Origin of the sequence: Crenobacter oryzisoli (assembly GCF_030385785.1) — a bacterium.
Lineage (GTDB): Bacteria > Pseudomonadota > Gammaproteobacteria > Burkholderiales > Chromobacteriaceae > Crenobacter_A > Crenobacter_A oryzisoli.
Genome location: NZ_JAUEDK010000047.1, coordinates 1 through 16,097 on the forward strand (window position 1 = coordinate 1; position 16,097 = coordinate 16,097).

General features: G+C 57.8%; 13 protein-coding genes and 1 pseudogene. 9 read left to right on the forward strand and 5 right to left on the reverse strand.

Annotated features, from left to right (window positions below):
• Both QU481_RS18920 and QU481_RS18925 read left to right on the forward strand, forming a co-directional pair.
• Positions 1–289, forward strand: a 289-nt coding sequence (locus QU481_RS18920) for a transposase (protein ID WP_289828758.1), incomplete at its 5' end; no start/stop codon positions are given.
• Between the two features lie 854 nt (positions 290–1,143).
• Positions 1,144–1,860, forward strand: a complete 717-nt coding sequence (locus QU481_RS18925) for a tetratricopeptide repeat protein (RefSeq protein WP_289831557.1) — start codon at positions 1,144–1,146, stop codon at positions 1,858–1,860.
• Positions 1,861–2,055: 195 nt separating this feature from the next.
• Here the strand turns inward: QU481_RS18925 and gcvA are convergent, their stop codons facing one another.
• Complete coding sequence (gene gcvA, locus QU481_RS18930; protein ID WP_289831558.1) at positions 2,056–2,976, reverse strand: transcriptional regulator GcvA; 921 nt, start codon at positions 2,974–2,976, stop codon at positions 2,056–2,058.
• A 215-nt stretch (positions 2,977–3,191) separates the two neighbouring features.
• Between gcvA and QU481_RS18935 the strand changes: the two genes are divergently transcribed.
• Together QU481_RS18935 and QU481_RS18940 are read left to right on the forward strand one after the other, a co-directional pair.
• The gene (locus QU481_RS18935) at positions 3,192–4,523 is read left to right on the forward strand and encodes an MATE family efflux transporter (protein ID WP_289831559.1); all 1,332 of its coding nucleotides are present in this window, start codon (positions 3,192–3,194) and stop codon (positions 4,521–4,523) included.
• A gap of 182 nt (positions 4,524–4,705) precedes the next feature.
• Positions 4,706–6,097 carry an aminotransferase-like domain-containing protein gene (locus QU481_RS18940; protein WP_289831560.1) on the forward strand — a complete coding sequence of 464 codons (1,392 nt, stop codon included), beginning with the start codon at positions 4,706–4,708 and terminating at the stop codon, positions 6,095–6,097.
• Here the strand turns inward: QU481_RS18940 and QU481_RS18945 are convergent.
• The gene (locus QU481_RS18945) at positions 6,042–6,353 is read right to left on the reverse strand and encodes a hypothetical protein (RefSeq protein WP_289831561.1); all 312 of its coding nucleotides are present in this window, start codon (positions 6,351–6,353) and stop codon (positions 6,042–6,044) included. The two genes, QU481_RS18940 and QU481_RS18945, sit on opposite strands and share 56 nt — an antisense overlap.
• A 410-nt stretch (positions 6,354–6,763) precedes the next feature.
• Here QU481_RS18945 and QU481_RS18950 point away from each other — a divergent pair, with 410 nt between their 5' ends.
• The 5 genes from QU481_RS18950 to hisN all read left to right on the forward strand — a co-directional run bounded on the left by QU481_RS18950 (position 6,764) and on the right by hisN (position 11,616).
• Entirely contained in the window at positions 6,764–7,381 is a 618-nt protein-coding gene (locus tag QU481_RS18950) for a calcium:cation antiporter family protein (protein WP_289831562.1), read from the forward strand.
• The gene (locus tag QU481_RS18955) at positions 7,366–7,836 is read left to right on the forward strand and encodes a calcium:cation antiporter family protein (protein ID WP_289831563.1); all 471 of its coding nucleotides are present in this window, start codon (positions 7,366–7,368) and stop codon (positions 7,834–7,836) included. The genes QU481_RS18950 and QU481_RS18955 overlap by 16 nt, the downstream gene beginning before the upstream one ends.
• Positions 7,837–7,978: 142 nt before the next feature.
• On the forward strand, positions 7,979–9,340 hold the full coding sequence (locus tag QU481_RS18960) for a 6-phosphofructokinase (RefSeq protein ID WP_289831564.1): 1,362 nt from the start codon (positions 7,979–7,981) through the stop codon (positions 9,338–9,340).
• Between the two features lie 110 nt (positions 9,341–9,450).
• Positions 9,451–10,631, forward strand: a protein-coding gene (locus tag QU481_RS18965) for an IS3 family transposase (RefSeq protein ID WP_289831565.1) whose coding sequence is annotated in 2 segments (ribosomal slippage) — positions 9,451–9,718 and positions 9,718–10,631 — 1,182 coding nt in all. Because the reading frame shifts where the segments join, the coding sequence is not laid out codon by codon here.
• Positions 10,632–10,824: 193 nt separating this feature from the next.
• Complete coding sequence (hisN, locus tag QU481_RS18970; protein ID WP_289831566.1) at positions 10,825–11,616, forward strand: histidinol-phosphatase; 792 nt, start codon at positions 10,825–10,827, stop codon at positions 11,614–11,616.
• A 375-nt stretch (positions 11,617–11,991) separates the two neighbouring features.
• Here hisN and QU481_RS18975 read toward each other — a convergent pair.
• The 3 genes and pseudogenes from QU481_RS18975 to QU481_RS18985 form a co-directional block, all read right to left on the reverse strand.
• Positions 11,992–13,780 (reverse strand): annotated as a pseudogene (locus QU481_RS18975) (methyl-accepting chemotaxis protein); the annotation flags it as partial.
• A 229-nt stretch (positions 13,781–14,009) separates the two neighbouring features.
• Positions 14,010–15,068, reverse strand: coding sequence for a beta-keto acid cleavage family enzyme (locus QU481_RS18980; protein ID WP_289831568.1), 1,059 nt, complete (start codon positions 15,066–15,068; stop codon positions 14,010–14,012).
• Positions 15,069–15,117: 49 nt separating this feature from the next.
• Entirely contained in the window at positions 15,118–15,975 is an 858-nt protein-coding gene (locus tag QU481_RS18985; protein WP_289831569.1) for a TauD/TfdA dioxygenase family protein, read from the reverse strand.
• Positions 15,976–16,097: the final 122 nt, after the last annotated feature.

The window sequence follows — 16,097 nt, forward strand, 5'->3', positions numbered from 1 at the left end:
GTTTGTGATCGTCGATGGCCATCCGATCCACAAGGCGAAGCTGGTCAGGGACTATGTGGAGAGCTTGGAAGGCAAGCTCAACCTGTTCTACTTGCCGCCTTACTCGCCGCAACTGAATCCGGACGAGCAGGTCTGGGCGCACGTGAAGCGCCAGGTATCAAAGCGTCTGGTGCAAAACCATGAGGAAATGAAGCGGCTAGCAATCGGCGCCTTGCGTCGAATCCAAAAGCTACCCGGGCTGGTGAAATCGTTCTTCCGCCAGCCTGAGTGCCAATATGCCTGCCAGTGACAATACTTTTGCAAAGCTTAGTAAGAGCCGCTAACAAAATTCAGTGCAATGTCTGCTGCAAGGAGGCGCAACGCAGCAGGATTTTTGTTAGTGGCTCTAAGTGCAGTCGGGGCACTGTGTGGCGAGCCATGTCGAACTATGATGCGTTGTGCCAGCTTTGGCACAGGTATTGCGCCCCCTGCGTGTTCTTCAAATCGGTCGAATCATTCTGATTTTTCGAATCATGTCTCAAGTATGTCCAGCCAATGTTGAAGCAGGACGTTTCGCACGCTCTCTCTGCGAGAGCCGGGTGCGGCCTGCCCATTACTACTTCGGATTGCGTGGAAGTGGGCGGCCGTCATGCCCTGGTTACCCTTTGTCGTAACGCTTGCAATCGATAGCAAAACCCTTCGGGCGTTGTTGTGCGGCCTTGCCTAAAGCGCTTCGCAGGGCTTTGGTAGTGGTTCTGAATCCGATATCTAACGAACAACGCGTCGAGCCACTTCGAAGAGCCTGTTCAAAGCCAGACTCTCGCCGGGGTAATGAATGGAATCTATTGGAACGAGCCATCGTTCAGGTTTTTTAAAAGCCGCAGTGTGTCGAGTTTGAAACAATCCCAGCAGGACTACCTCTCTATTTTTCTGTATCAACAATCAGGTCATCAAATAAAAGCAGCGTTTATCAGAGCTGGAATGTTTTTTGCATTTGTTTTATTGCCTGGCTGTTTCAGGCGCACAGAGCATGAGGCTGGCGGCCAAGTCCAAATCGGGGCTATCTCGGTCATCGCAGGCCCTTCCGATTGTCCTGTGCCGTGGAGGAGTGCCTGGCCCGTGATGGACGCGCCGCCATCATGAATAGTAAAGCTCCGTCGACCCATGAAAAATCGCCTAGCACTTGTCGTGCTCCTGCTCTCGACGACCTGCTTTGCCGGGGTCGACGAAGGTATGGCGGCTTACGACAGAAAGGACTACACAGCCGCCTTGGCTGAATGGCAGCCTCTTGCCAATCAAGGGGATGCTCAGGCCCAGGCTCGCCTTGCTCAACTGTACGAATATGGTCTTGGTGTCCCGCAGGACATGGCTCTGGCCGCCCTGTGGTATCTTCGTTCCGCTGCCCAAGGCTATGTCCCGGCGCAGTTCAGGCTTGGGGTGATGTATGACTGTGGCGAGGGGGTTCTGCAGGATACAACCCTGGCGGCGCAGTGGTATCAGCGTGCAGCCGACCAGGGGCATGCCCGTGCTCAGAACAATCTCGGGATGCTGTACGAAGATGGCCAAGGGGTTCCGCAGGACGTGACCTTGGCGGCTCAGTGGTATCGGCGCGCCGCAGAGCAGGGCGATGTCCACGCCCAGAACAACCTCGGTTCGCTCTATGAAACGGGCCAAGGGGTTCCACAGGACGCGGCTCAGGCCGCGCAGTGGTATCGCCGCGCCGCAGAGCAGGGCGATGCCCACGCCCAGTTCAATCTCGGCGCTCTGTATGAGAAAGGCTTTGGTGTTCCGCAGGATGCAGCACAGGCTACCCAGTGGTACCAACGCGCGGCGCAGCAGGATTATGCTCCAGCGCGAAAGGCCCTAGGGATTTCTCAATAAGAATCGGCTTTCGCCAAACTGGGGCTAGGCACAGAACCTGTTTACGATCGGCTGCACTTGGATGCTTCTGCATCGAAACAGGGCTCAAATTGCTCATGTACGCCATGAGCGCTCCGTTTTTTTCTCCTCATCTCGCCTTGGTTGATCTTCACTCGCGAGATCGCAATCAGGTTCTTAAATCTGCTTTGACCAACCTTACGCTGGCTTGGCCGGAAAACCGCGGAATTCCTGTTCCTGCGACAGCAGGTCGTGAAGCCAATCGCGAAACGCCCGTACCTTCGGCAGCTCGGCGCTGTTCTCTGGATAGATCAGGTAATAGCTCCACTCAGTTTCGAGCACGGTGTCGAACGGGATCACCAGCCGACCGCGCTCCACGTCGTCGCGCACCATCGATAGCTGACCCAGCGTTACGCCCATGCCGTTGGCTGCGGCATGCAGCGCGTATTCCAGTGTGTCGAAAGTCAACCCACTATTCGCATCGACCTTGGTGGCACCGGCCAGCCGCAGCCACTGCCGCCAGCTGTCCTGTTCCCGCCACGGGTGCAACAGGGTGCGATAGGCCAGGTCGTTCGGCTCGCGCAGCGGATGCGGCCCGTCGAGCAGGGCCGGTGCGCACACCGGCACCAGCAGCTCACGGCTGAGTCGCTCAGCCACCAGCCCGGGACCGGGATCCTCGCTGTCCATGCCGATCAGTGCCAAGTCGTAGAGGGCTCGGTTGAATGGCATGTCGTGCTGCAGTTGGCTGATCAGGTGCACGGTGAGCGCCGGATAGCGCGCCTGGAAGTCCGGCAAATTGGGTAGCAGCCAGCGCATCGCCATCGTCGGCGGGCAGCGCACACGCAGATCGCCCTGACGCACCATTAGCGCCTCGCTCGCCTCGTGCAGCAGCCGAAACGCCTCGCGCACCGGTCCAAGCAGTGCCTCACCCTCGGCAGTCAGGCTGAGCCCGCGGGCCTGTCGCACGAACAACGGGGTACCGTAGAACGCTTCCAGTGCCTGAACCTGCCGGCTCACCGCACCCTGGGTCAGGTGCAAAGCACTGGCGGCGCGGGTGAACGACAGGTATTCGGCCGCGGCGATGAAGACGCGCAGGGCGTTCAGAGGAGGTAGGCGCATGGGTTGGGTGGGCCTTGAGATGGGGCGATGGGTAGGCCATGAGCTTTTTGCATGGCTGGCATGCATATTACTGCTTTGTCATTGCTTATGGCTATCCGTAACATCGTTCAAAACCTACCAAAAACAAACTGGTATCGATCTTTATGCTCACACTTCTCAAAGGCAGGCTCCTGTCCCTGCAAGTGCTATCGGTTTTCGGTCAATGCGGCCAAGTCATGGAAGACGGCCGCGCGATCATGGCGCTGGCGATTCCGCTGGTGCTGTCGCAATTCGCCCAGACCGGCATTCTGTTCATCGACACACTGCTGATGGGCCGGCTTGGCCCAGCCTCATTAGCGGGTGGCGCCTTGGCGCTCTCGGCTTACTACTTCTGTTACATCCTGGTGTTCGGCGCGGTCTCGGCGTCGAGCAACCTGGTGGCACTGGCGCACGGAGCTGGGCGCCGCCGCGAAGTGGTGGCTGCGGTGCGTGCCGGTATCCTACTGTCCGCGCTGCTGTCGCTCGTGATCGGCATGGGGCTGTGGCATGCCAAACCTGTGATGCTGGCTCTGGGCCAGCCGGCGGACATCGCCGATGTGGCCCAAGGCTTCCTGCGTCTCTTGGTCTGGGGCATGCCGTTCAGCCTGCTGTTCATGGCGCTGCGCGGCTTCGCTTCGGGCATCGGTAAGCCTGGGCCGGTGCCATTCATTACCTTTAGCGCGCTGGCGCTGTCCGCTACGCTCGGATGGGTGTTGTCACACTGGATCGGGGTGTACGGCATTGCGCTGGCGTCGGCCTGTACCTATCTCTACATGGGCCTGTCGTTCAGCTGGATGGTGACGCGGCATCGGGCGTTTCGCCGCTATCCGATCTTTGCCGGCTTCGATCGGCGAGACCTGGCCATCGTGCGGCCGCTACTCAAGATAGGGATCCCGACTGCCGGTACGCTGGGGCTGGAGAGCAGCCTGTTCAATGCCTGTGCGTGGCTGATGGGGGCGCTCGGAGCGGTACAGCTGGCGGCGCACCAGAGCATGATGCAGCTGGTGATCGCGAGCTTCATGGTGCCGTTAGGGCTGATGTACGCGGTGTCGATGCGCGTTGGGCAGGCGGCCGGCGCCGGCGAGTGGGAGAGGGTGCGCCGTTCAGCGCTGGTCGGGCAGGGCATGGCCCTTGTCTGGACGCTGCTGACCGCGACGACACTGTTCTTGGCGCCGGATGCGTTGATCGCGCTGTTCCTGCCGGACGGCCGCGCCAATGTGGTCGAGGCGCGGGCGGTGGCGACGAGTCTGGTGCCGCTGGCAGCGCTATTGTGTCTGCTCGATGGCTGGCAGTCGTTGGCCGGCGCAGTGCTGCGCGCACTGAAGGACGCGCGGATCACGATGGTGATCTACACGGTTGGGTGCTGGGGCGTTGGTCTGCCGCTTTCCTGGTGGCTGTCGCGACATGGCTTGGGGCCGGCCGGGGTGTGGTGGGGCATGTGTTCGGGGCTCTTGGTGGTGTGTCTGCTGCTGTATTGGCGCTTCGAGCACGCTACGCGCCGGCTGATCCTGTTGCGGCCGAAGTTCTGAACCGTTGTCTCGACCCGCGACAGATTGAGTGTGAGCCCATAGAATCAGCGGGCTAAGAGCCGCCAAACTAACCATCCCGGCGTTGTTGCTCTGCCTTGCCGTACTCCTTGTACGGTCTGCAGCAGAGCGCCTAGCCAAGGTCGCTGTGCTGGGCTTGGTTGGCGGCTCTAAAGGGAGAGCCCATGTTTCAGTTGGATACTAGTTTGCCCACGCCCTTGGTGATCCAGATCGTCGGGCAACTCAAGACGCTGATCGATGCGCAGAAGCTGCATGCCGGCACCAAGCTGCCGTCGATCCGCAGCTTTGCCGAAGCGCACGGCGTCAGCGTATCGACCGTGATTGATGCCTACGACCGGCTGGTCGCCGAGGGCTACCTCGTGCCACGCCAGAGCACCGGCTTCTTCGTGCGCAGCTTCCATCCGCGCCACTCGTTCGGCGTCTCTGGCAACGCGTCCGAGGTGCAGTTCGATTCGCTGTGGATGCTGCACAAGTCGTGGGAGAACGATACGGCCGAGATCAATCCCGGCTGTGGCTGGTTGCCCGAAAAGTGGATGGACGACGACAGCCTGCGCCGCAACCTGCGCGCCGTATCTGGCCAGGCGGGAGACTTTCTTACTGGCTACGGCGCGCCGCAAGGCTATTTGCCGCTGCGTCGCAAGATCGCCGACTGGCTGCACGAACACGAAATCTACGCCCCGCCCGAGCAGGTGCTATTGACCACCGGCGCCTCGCATGCGCTCGGCCTGTTGGTGCAGTACCTGGTCAAGCCGGGCGAGGCAGTGTTCGTCGATGAGCCCGGCTACAGCGTGCTGCTGTTCCACCTCAAACGCCTCGGTGCGAACGTGGTTGGCGTGCCATGGTCTGCGCAGGGCCCCGACCTTGAGGCACTTGGTGCGCTGCTGCAACAGCACCGTCCGCGAGTACTGTTCACCAACCCGCGGCTGCAGAACCCGACTGGCGCATCGTGCTCGGCGGCCACCGCCCACAAGCTCTTGCAGTTGGCCGAACGCCACGACTTCCTTGTCGTCGAGGACGATATCTACGCCGAGCTCGACCCAAGCTCGCGCCGCTCGTTGGCGAGTATGGATCAGCTCAGCCGGGTGGTCTATGTCAATAGCTTCTCGAAGACGATCTGCGCAAGTCTGCGGGTCGGCTACATTGCCGGCCATCCCGACCTAATCGGTGACCTGACCCAGTTCAAGATGATGACCGGCCTGACCAGCTGCGAGCTGACCGAGCGGGCAACCTACCAGATTTTGACCGAGGGGCGGCACCGCAAGCACCTGAAGATGCTGCGAGAGCGGTTGCACGTCGCGCAACAGGCGACGCGGCAGAGGCTGGCCGAAGCAGGGCTCGAACTGTTCAGCCCGCATGCGAGCGAGGGGATGTTCGTCTGGGCGCGCCGCCCAGGCCACGACGATTCGGCTGCCTTGTCGTACGAGGCGCTGAATGCCGGGATCTTCCTAGCACCTGGGCACCTGTTCTACAGCGACAACGGCCCGTCGCCGTGGCTGCGCTTCAACGTCGGCTACTGCGACGATGCGCGTCTGTACGATTTCCTGACGCGAGCTTGAGCGACAAGGAATGAAAACGTCTGGAATTCTCATCGCAGGCAGGGAACCTGTCTGATTCTCTTGTCTGGGTGATCGCCGCAGCCAGGTGCCACGCAATGACTTCGTGGGCGCCGTTGATATTGTAAGCACCGTCACCGCTGACGCTCAGCAGTGTTTCATTGGCTGACAACTGTCTGAGCAACTCCGGCAGCAGCGGTGCATCACCCACGGCAATCCCCGTTACCTCCAGCAGCAGGATTTCCAGGGGGTGACGCATTGACCCCCTTGAATCCTCCACCACTGACGACACTATTCCGCACGATGTTTTTTCATCTTCCATTCGTCTTCGCCCAGCATCTTGATGTCGGACCAGATGAAGACCGTTGCTAGCGGCACTTAATCGTGCGTCAAGGCTGCGCGAAGATGGCCTTGGCCGGCCATCTGTCGACTTGTGCAACCAAGCTTCACACAAAGCGGATGCGTGCAATGCTACTTTGTCGAGTTGGGCTTTGGTCCTGTAGCAGCAAAGCATGGATTGCCGTACTGATGAAAAACCGGACTTGTCGGTGTTTGGGTAATTTTTGATCGCGGCCGCACTGGCGCGCTCGACGCTCGATTCCGGCCTTCGCGTCGCGGCCTCCACCTGCAACGCAGGGGCGCGGGGATCCCGGAACGAAGGAGACGTCCATGTTGATGAATTTGCTTCTCATCTTTGTTCCCATAGCGATTGCCCTGGAGGTCTTCGCTTCCGCTCACCATCTCCTCATTTTCATCGCTTCCTCCCTGGCCATCCTGCCCCTTGCTGGGTGGATGGGCCATGCCACCGAGCAACTGGCGGAACGCATGGGGGAAGGGGTTGGGGGGCTTCTGAATGCGACTTTCGGCAATGCCGCCGAACTTATCATCGCATTCGCCGCATTGCATGCAGGGCTACATCAAGTGGTAGAGGCATCCATAATCGGTTCCGTTGTCGGGAATATGTTGCTGGTGCTTGGCGCCGCAATGCTGGCCGGAGGGATGCGCTATCCCGAGCAACAGTTCAATCCGCTTGGTGCGCGATCCCAAGCTACGATGCTCGTGCTTGCGGCTATTGCGCTTATTCTTCCCGCCACCTTCGAGTCCATAGACGGCACATCAGTAAAGATGCTTCACCAGCTTAGCGTTTCGATTGCCGTCGTGCTCCTTCTCGTCTACGCGCTGTATCTGTTGTTCTCACTGGTCACTCATCCTGCGCTGTTCCGCAGTTCGCCCGCGCCCGAAAAAGGCGCACCCGAAAATGGGAGGAGAAGGTGCACACCTCCGTAGGGCGAGCCTTAGCGGTATTGGCGGCAGCCACCGTGGGGACCGCGTGGATGAGCGAGATCATGGTGGGTTCCATCGAACCCATGGTGCACGAGTTCGCTTTCAGCGACATTTTCGTCGGCGCCTTTGTGGTCGCGATACTGGGGAACGCCGCTGAGCATGCAACGGCCATAACCGCAGCGTTAAACAATCGCATGGATCTGTCATTTTCCATTGCAATAGGCTCGAGCGTGCAAGTGGCACTCTTCGTCGCGCCGGTGCTGGTACTCACTAGCTTCTTTCTCGCTCCATCCCCGATGGATCTGGCCTTCCGCCCCGACCTTATTCTGATCGTGGTCCTGTCTGTGATAGTCACGGCTCAAGTAGCGAGCGATGGACGCTCCGATTGGCTTAAAGGCACGCAACTCCTTGTCGTTTATTTCGCGCTTGCGCTCACCTTTTTTTTCTTGCCGCGCTAACGTGCTCTGAAAACGGTACCCCGAAGGGGGCTGGGGTTTCAGTGCCGCTGGTCGAAAACTGACAGGTGGCAGGCATCAGTTACCAATGCCTGATGGTGGTTCGGGCGGGCAGATCGATATCCGAAGTTATGACTGACCATCAATGACGGATGACAGCAGAAAGTTGCTGATCGGTCGATCAAAAATGGATGGGTTGGTAAGCATGGCTATGATGAGATGGCGGACACAGGTTCGCCATTTTCATTCTGTATCGGGTGTATCTGTTCCCTTGGTAGGCACGAACATGGTGGCGTCTCCACTGCTTTACCTTCAATCCGGCGGCCCTACCGCCGTACTGAATGCCTCGGCCTTTGGCGTCATTGAGACCGCCCGTCGGCTGGGGCGACCGCTCCTGGCGGCCCGGAATGGCCTGGCAGGCTTGCTGGATGGTCGGCTGGTGGATACTGCGAGGGTGAGCAAGGATGACATCGCGCTACTGCCTACTATGCCCGGCGGCAGCTTCGGCGTTAGCCGGCACATGATCCCGGCTTATTATGAAGCGCCCCAAGAGTGGTTGGCGGTACGTGATGTGTTGGAACGTCACAATATTCACCATCTGCTGCTCAACGGCGGCAACGGCAGTATGGGGTGCGCCGCACGGCTGGCCGAATTTGAGCAGCACACTGGCTACCCGCTCAGCGTGATTGGCATTCCAAAAACTATCGATAATGATCTCTTGGGTACCGATTTCAGCCCAGGATTTCCTTCTGCAGCCAAATTTCTGGCGACCTCGATGCGCGAAGTGGTGCTCGATATGAACAGCATGGAGCAGCAACGGGTCTTCATTATGGAAACGATGGGGCGGCATACCGGTTGGCTGGCGGCTGCAACGACAGCAGCCGCGCGGCCCCCTGGCGATGCTCCGCTGCTGATTCTGCTCCCCGAGGTGCCGTTTGATCCCGCCGTGTTTTTGTCATTGCTGGATCAGGGCCTGCAACGCCACGGCCACTGTGCCATTGCCGTATCTGAAGGACTAAAAGGGAGTGATGGCCTTCCAGTGGCTGAGTCCCGGCACGATGTGGTGTACGGCCACGAACAGCTGGGTGGGGCTGGGGCCTGGCTTGCAAACTTGGTGAGGCTTCAATGTGGCATTACCGCCCATGTGGCACAAGTGGACTGCTTGCAACGTGCGGCTCGGCACTTGGCCTCTAATGTGGATCTTCATATGGCTTATGAGGTTGGGTGTACCGCCGTGGAATGGGCCTTGAACGGAATGCACGGTGTAATGACCGGAATTGTACGGCGGCTGTCTGCGACTCGGACATGGGAGGTCGTTCCCATCGCCCTGGCCGAAGTCGGGGATCTAGAGCGCAAGCTGCCTCTTGAGTACATTGATGTAGCCAATCTGGGAGTAACGCCAGCTTTTCTTGACTACCTGAGGCCACTGCTGGCTGGTGAGGTGCCGGTACCGTATGGCAGCGATGGGTTGCCTGATTACCATCCGATTGCATGGCCTGATGTGTAAATGCCCGCTAGAGCAGGGAAGTTTCGTGGCGCAAATCAGGCTGTATCTGTAGTGGTTCAATGGGTCCGGACACCTCGATAGGTGGATAATCCACCCTCGAGGGAAGTTGAATGACACGAACAAGAAGACACTTCGACGCCAGTTTCAAACTGCAAGTCGTCAAGATGATCAAGGAACAAGGCCTGAGCGTCAGTCAGGTCTGCAAGGACATGGACTTGGGCGAAACCAACGTCCGCAAGTGGCTCAAACAGTACGACGACGAGTTGACTGGCCAGCCTGGGCTGGGCAAACCGCTGACACCCGAACAGCAACGCATTCGCCAGCTTGAAGAGGAGAACCGTCGACTGCGCCAAGACGTTGAGATATTAAAAAAAGCGTCGGCCTTCTTTGCCCGGGAACTGAAATGAGCCAGCGGCTGGTTCGGCAGTTGCAACAGGAGGCCGCTCCGGTTCGCCGCGTCGGTGAACTTCTCGGCATCAGCCGTTCCGGCTACTACGAGGCCTGTCAGCGTTGGGCTCGAGAGCAGGCGGCCTGTGTTCTCAGCGTGCACATCAAAGCCTCCTTCCATGCCAGCGGAGGCAGCTATGGCAGCCGCAGGATCGTGACCGAGCTGGCCGGCAAGGGCATTGCGATTGGCCGCTACCGTGTCCGTCGGCTGATGCGTGAGCAGGGGCTGAAAGCGTGCTGGAAGCCGAAGTTCGTCCACACCACCGACAGCAAACACAACCTACCGGTGGCGGAGAATGTGCTGGATCGCCGCTTTGAGCCGGCGGCGCCGAATCAGGCATGGGTGTCGGATATAACCTATATCCGCACCCGCACCGGCTGGCTGTACCTTGCAGCGGTGTTGGACCTGTATTCGCGCAAGATCGTCGGCTGGGCGATGGCGCCAACGATGCCGGCATCGCTGGTCTGTGCGGCCTTGCAGATGGCGATCGCACAGCGTAACCCGGCAGCCGGGCTGATCGTGCATTCCGACCGTGGCAGCCAGTATGCGAGCGCTGAATACCAAGCGCTGCTGCAACGTCACGGTCTGGTCTGCAGCATGAGCCGCAAGGGGAATTGCTGGGACAACGCGGTGATGGAACGCTTCTTCCTCAATCTGAAGATGGAGCGCGTCTGGCGCCGTGATTACGCCAATCAGAACGAAGCGGTGCATGACGTGGCCGACTACATCGTGGAGTTCTACAACGCCCGCCGGCTGCATTCGAAATTGGGCTACCAGTCGCCCAACGCCTTCGAGCGAAAACTGATTGGTCAGGCACCTATCGTAGTGTCCGAAATTATTTGACCACTACAATCCAGTCTGAGTGGGCTATTGACTAAGAGCCACTAACAAAACTCAGCGAAGTGGTCTTGGCTAGGCATGCGGCCGCAGACAGTACAAGTAGTATGGCAAGGCCGTATAACAACGCCAAGATAGGAGCGGCTCTTAGGGGATGCCAATCACCTGACTATACCTGTACCCTTTAAGGTCAAGAGTCATGAGCCAGCAGCTTCCTGATATCGCTTTCTTTCATGTCTTGGCAGACGCTGCAAGCAAAGAAACACTGCCGCGATTCCGCTCGCAACTAAACCTGCATGTCGATACAAAACCGACGGAGGAATTTTGGTTCGATCCGGTAACGGATGCGGACAGAGAGGCCGAGCGGGTGATGCGTGACCTCATCACAGCGAGATATCCCGACCATTCAATTATGGGGGAAGAATTTGGTACAACTGGTAGCGGTCCCATTCAGTGGGTATTGGATCCGGTCGATGGTACCCGTCCGTTTCTCTGTGGCATCCCGGTATGGGGGACACTGATTGGTTTGACGCATAACGGCCGCGCAACAATGGGTATGATGAGTCAGCCATTTACTGGAGAGAAGTTCTGGGCAGATGGGGCTTATGCTTGGAGATGCGGTCCGCAAGGTGAAGGCCAGCTTGTCACCAGGAAAAACGTTACGCTTGATCAAGCCATTTTGCACTCCACTTCTCCCGAGCTAATTGAACGAAACCCGATTGTTCATTTCCGTGAGCTTACTGAGAGAGTGTTGATGACCCGGTATGGGGGGGAATGTTATGCAATGGCCATGCTTGCTGCTGGGCAAATCGACATCTGTCTCGAATTTTCCCTGCAACCCTATGACATCGTGGCGCTAATCCCCATCATCGAGCAGGCGGGCGGTGTAGTAACCACGCTCAAGGGGGAGCGTGCTGAAGCAGGTGGCTCGATCCTTGCCTCTGGTTGTCCGCTTTTGCATGAAGAAGCACTTAAAATGCTAAACGGATAAGACGATTGTCTGAGGAGTTTTCCGGTAGGGAGAGTGTCCATCTCACTCATACGATTGGACTGCCCCGGTTCCAGTAGGCATTTCTGCCCTATGAAATACTGTTTTCAAACTCTACTGGCGACAGCTCGTTGGCGAAACCTGGTGGCAATCGTTCACCCCTGAAGTCCTCTTGGGGGGCGGCTATTTGGCTTTTTCCTAGCCATACTACTTGTGCAGTCTGTGGCTGGGCTCCTAGGGAGGATCGCTACGCTGGGCTTTGTTAACGACGCTTATTCAACAGCGCCCAGCAGGGGAAAAATCACGCGTCGATATTTTTTCTCTGTAACGATGCAGCCAATTCACCAATACGGTTTCTGGTTTCATCCACAAGACCATTGATTTCGCTCGCCGAGGTAGTAGAGCGAAAAGCTAGTTTTCTGACTTCATCGGCCACTACGGCAAATCCACGCCCCATGTCGCCGGCGCGGGCGGCTTCAATGGCTGCGTTCAGTGAAAGCAGGTTGGTTTGTGAAGCGATTTCATCGATAACAGACACGATCTGGCTGATCTGATTGCTGGAGTTCAGCACTGCTTCCATCGCGTTGTTTGTGTTGAGCCGTTCCTTATATTCTTGCTCGACATTCTTGATGAAGGCGGTGTGAACGATCTTGCCATCCATGCGAATCTTGGAGAGGGAAAGTTGGCCCCAGGTCTTGGTGCCATCCTTTCGTTCGATCACGATCTCGCGGCTGCTGCCAACAATCTTGTCGACCCCAGAAGGGATGTTGATATCGGCATGATGGTCATGGCCGTGCCAGATTCCAGGCAGCGCCAGCATTTTCACGTTCTGACCGATCACCTCCTGCCGACTGTAGCCCCATAGCTGTTCCGCTGCAGCGTTGAAGAAGGTCACCAGATTGCCGGCATCGATGGTGACGACGGCATCGAGGGCCTGTTCCAGCGTCTGGTTCATCATCTCACGTGCCTCGCGCTCTCGTGAGATGTCTTTGACGAAGGCCGTAAACAGGATTTTTTCACCTATTCTGACCTTCGATAGCGAAAGGCTGCCCCATACCGAGCTGCCATCCTTGCGTACGATTGGAATATCTCGGCTGGAGCTGACATGTTTTTTGCTGTTAGCATTGTCATGGTTGGCCGCTCCAATCCGATCGTGGTTTTTTTCAATAGCATAGGGCACGAGCATTTGTACTCCCTGCCCAATCACTTCGTCGCGGCTGTAGCCCCACAACCGTTCTGCGGCGGCGTTGAAAAAGCTCACCCGATTGTTGCTGTCGATGGTGATGATGGCATCGATCGCTTGCTCTAGCGTCTGGTTGATGATCTCCCTCGCTTCATGATCGTGAGAGATGTCTTTGACAAAGGCGGTGTAGCCGATCGTGTTGCCAGCGCAGACCTTTGACATTGACATGCTTCCCCATCTCTTACTGCCATCTTTGTGTTCGAATTCGACCTCCTGACTTGAACCCGCGATGTGTTCAAGACCTGGGCCGCGCTTGGTGTTTGACGTACTCCCCGGCAAGACAACACTGCGGTCAATCAGCATACGGGCGTCCTTGCCCAACACCTCTTCGCGTTGGTAGCCCCAGAACAATTCGGCAGCACGGTTGAAGAAGGTAATGTGATTCTGTGCGTTGATGCTAACGATGGCATCAATCGCTTGTTCCAAAGTCTGGCTGATAGTCTCGCGCGTTTCTCGTTCTTTGCTGACATCACGGACTAGAGCGATGTAGTTTTCCTTTTTTCCACGTTTGCTCTTCGATAGAGAAAGATGGCACCAGGTTGAGCTACCGTCCTTCCGCTTAATACAGAGCTCATATCCACTTCCGACGGCATGCTCCAAGTCGGTGTGTGAGCCGTGCATTCCCAACCAGCTTGCTTCGGTGCCGGGCGTGATCGAAATCAGCGCGTTCAGTGGCTGGCCAATCGCTTCTGTCCGGGGAGCACCCCACAATGCTTCTGCGGCAGCATTAAAGAAGGTGATCTTGCCGGTCACATCGATACAGAGAACAGCTTCTATGGTTTGGTCGAAAATCTGTCCTAGTTCCGTAGCGACAGAGTCGGAAGCAAATATCCTATGCAGCAGTTTTTTCACCTTTTCCCCTATCACCTTGGTAGTTGAATTCATGCCTTCAACAGGTGCTGAAGTAGAACCAACGATTTTCATTGCATATGAGCAAATTACCCCACTCTAAAAAGGTGGGGAGGGGGGCTGAATGTGGGAGCCTTATAGGCTTGCAACATGAAGCTCGAATGGCTCGGTTGCACCATGCGGTAGGATGGGATAGATAGAGAAGATCTTGTAGGGAATCACCGATCTGCGTCAGATTACTCGACATGCGGAGCACAGAAGGGTCGTCCCGGCCTATTAGGCCGGGACGGGTTTACGCCGCTATTCAGCCGTGCAGGGTGAGGCCTTTCTGTCCAAGCTTGCGATTGGGGGCAAAGCCGTTCTGCGCCAGCGTCTCGTCCGCATCCTTGTAGAAGGTGCCGATTTTGTAGATCTCGCGCGCCTCCTTGCCATTGGCTATCTCGCGGCCGAATTCGCGAGAGATACGCACCAGCTGCTCGATCTGCTCGACGGTGGTCATTTTGCGGTCACGCTTCTGCGACCACAAATTGTCCTCGATACCGCAGCGCACGTGCAGCCCCATGGCGATCGCCATCATATTGAGCGGCAGGGTGTTGAGCATGGAGCTTTCCAGCGTCAGTACGGAGCCGTCCGGGCAGGCGCGCACAAAGTTGGCCAGATTGTAGATATTGGGCGCTTCGAAACCGCCACCGATGGCTACCCAGGTGAGAATCAGCGGCACATTGCACACGCCACGGCGCATCATCCGTTCCACCGTTTCCAACTGGGCGATATTGGCGAGCTGGAAATGGGTCTGGATGCCTTTCTCGCTCAGGCGGCGGATATGTTCCTCCACCCATTCCGGGCCGGCCGGAATGGTCATCTCGCGGTAGGCGTTGTAGCCGGGCGAGCCCACCTGCAGCGAAGTGCCGTGCACGTCGGCTGCGCACATCTGCTCCACCACGTTCATCTGGTTGGTATTGATGGCGATGGTTACTTGGTCCGGCGTCGGTTTGATTTCGGCCAGCATGTGGCGGGTGTCGTCGGACAGCCACTTGGCCGCATCGCCTTCGTTTTCCGGTGCGAACGAGATCGAACCGCCCACCTGCAGGATCATGTCTGGACAGCACTCGCAGATGCCGGCGATCAGTTCGTTGGTACGCGACAGGCGCTTGGAGCCCTTGCCGTTGTCTTCACGACCATGCACATGCAGCACGGTGGCACCAGCGTGGTAGCAGTCCACCGCCTTCTGGATCTGCTGCTCCAATGTGACCGGGATGTCCTCTGGAAAATCGGAGGGCTCCCATTCCGGGCCGTACGGAGCAGCGGTGATCACGAGTTTCTGCTGATTTTCCGGGAACAGCGAACCGTCGAGGAAGTTCATTGCTTACTCCTTGAGAAATCTTGTAGAGGTGCTGTGGGGGAACGGGGGTTCAAAATGGTTTGCCGCCGACGATGGCGGCTCGCTCCATCTTGCGGTGGCACGGCGAGTAATCCATTACTGCGTAGTGCTGGGTGCTTCGGTTGTCCCAGATGGCCATGCTGTAAGGCTTCCAGCGCCAGCGCACCTGGTACTCCGGAACATAGGCCTGGCTGATCAGGTACTGCAGCAGGTCGCTGGCGTTCTTGTTGTAGTCCTGGCCATAACGGACGCGGCCATTTTTGTGGTAATTGACGAAATGGGAGGTGAAGGCGTTGACGAACAGGACCTTCTCACCGGTCTCCGGATGAATACGTACCACCGGATGCTCGGCGTCAGGATACTTGTCCTTCATCGCCAGCCGTTGCTCCTGCGGCATGGCGGCGGCGAACGAAGCATTGAAACTGTGGCTGGCGATCAGGCCTTCGATATCGCGTTTCACGTCGTCTGGCAGCTGTTCATAGGCAAGTGCCATATTGGCCCACATGGTGTCGCCACCCACCGGCGGGCATTCGATGCAGCGCAGAACGCAGCCGAGTGCTGGGGTCTCGCGCCAAGTGCCATCCACGTGCCAGGCGTTCTCGTAACGGTCGGGCGGGTTGTCCGGGGTCTTGTAGATCTGCACCAGGCCGGGCGCATCCGGGTGGCTCGGTGCCATCGGGTGGTCTTCCAGTTGGCCCAGGCGCATCGCGAAGGCCATGTGGTCGCGGCGCGAGAGTTTGTCGAGGTCCTGGTCGCGCAGGAACAGCACCTTATAGCGCAGTAGTGCGTCGTAAATGCTGTTGAACAGATCGTCGTCGCGGACCGCGTCGCCGAGATTGACGTCAAGCAGTTCCGCGCCCAGCGCGCAGGTCAGTGGCTCAATGCGCATGGTTTCTCCTCCTTTATGTAGGTGCCCGGTCTTGTTTAGTTACGTAGGCCGGTGAAGACCACTTTACTGACATGGTTAAAAAGAAATTTCTCATTGCATGCCAAATGTTTTTCAATTCATGC